General features: G+C 39.3%; 2 protein-coding genes. Both read left to right on the top strand.

Features of this window, described 5'->3' with window-relative positions; genetic code table 11:
• A partial coding sequence (locus tag KDK14_RS16310) for a DUF4116 domain-containing protein (RefSeq protein ID WP_257266237.1) occupies positions 1 to 466 on the top strand: 466 nt, incomplete at its 5' end.
• Positions 467 to 601: 135 nt separating this feature from the next.
• On the top strand, positions 602 to 1066 hold the full coding sequence (locus tag KDK14_RS16305; RefSeq protein ID WP_257266236.1) for a hypothetical protein: 465 nt from the start codon (positions 602 to 604) through the stop codon (positions 1064 to 1066).
• Positions 1067 to 1089 lie beyond the last annotated feature (23 nt).

Genomic DNA, 1089 nt, shown 5'->3' with positions numbered 1-1089 from the left:
GGTGTGGGTCAGGTGTGGGTCAGGTGTGGGTCAGGTGTGGGTCAGGTGTGGGTCATTAGAGTTTTGCCCTCGGGAGAAAATAACAGCAGAATTGTGTGAATTAGCCTGTAAAAAAAATGGCATTGTGCTACGTTATGTTCCTGAAAAGATGAAAACTGCAAAGTTGTGCCAACAGGTTTTTAATAGTAATCACAAAGCATTCAATTATATTCCTGAAGCATTTAAAACATTTGAAATGTGCCAGTCATTTTGTAAACGAGATGATTCCCTTAGGGGACTTCCTGAACATCTGACAGAAGCACAACGGACAGAACTGTATCAAACTGCCTGTCTTTTTGGTTTTGCATCATTGGGTTCTATGCCAAGGCAATATGTCACTTACGATTTTCTTAAATCCATTTGTATCCAAAAAGAGTACAAGCATTCGCCACTGGCATTTGCTTCTGGAAATCAGGCAATTCATTGAATTGGAGAATAACCAACTATCCAGACAGTTGTTGGAACTAGTTGACAATATTGAAAAAAATTCATCCCAAGAGTTGAAGACAGTGGCAATGTACCAAAAAGGGATAATAGATATTTCCTATTCCATACAACAAGATTGCTGTATCTATATGCAGCCGGTTCCGGTTTTTCGCAGGAGGCTGATATTGCTGAATTAGCGTCGTACATTCGAACGGTTCTGTATAGCGCCAATTCAGAAAACATTTGGCATATTGCCAAAGAGCTGGCCTATTTGTCGAAACAATCGGGTTCCATCGGTTATTATCGTTATATTGATGCCGTGGCAAATATCTTGAAAGCACCTGTCAAAGCACCTGTCAATGTTGCCTTACAGTTTGAAAATATCAAACAACTCAGTGATATCAACGGATTTTCTCTACTTGAAAACAAAAAAACGCTGGTCCCTTATCTCACCGCACTCAAAACAAACATTGAAAACATAACCCCGGAATATTCAATAGCCTTGCTCCGTGTCGTTGAAAATCTGGAAAGCAAATTTTCTGGTATGTCACTACCTCAATACTTCGGATACTTTTTCTCGAAAATATCCTGTGATGTGTAAATCAGCGAATATTATATAGATAC

Origin of the sequence: Endozoicomonas sp. ONNA2 (genome assembly GCF_024606365.1) — a bacterium.
GTDB lineage: Bacteria > Pseudomonadota > Gammaproteobacteria > Pseudomonadales > Endozoicomonadaceae > Endozoicomonas.
This window is presented reverse-complemented; position numbering and strand designations above follow the sequence as displayed.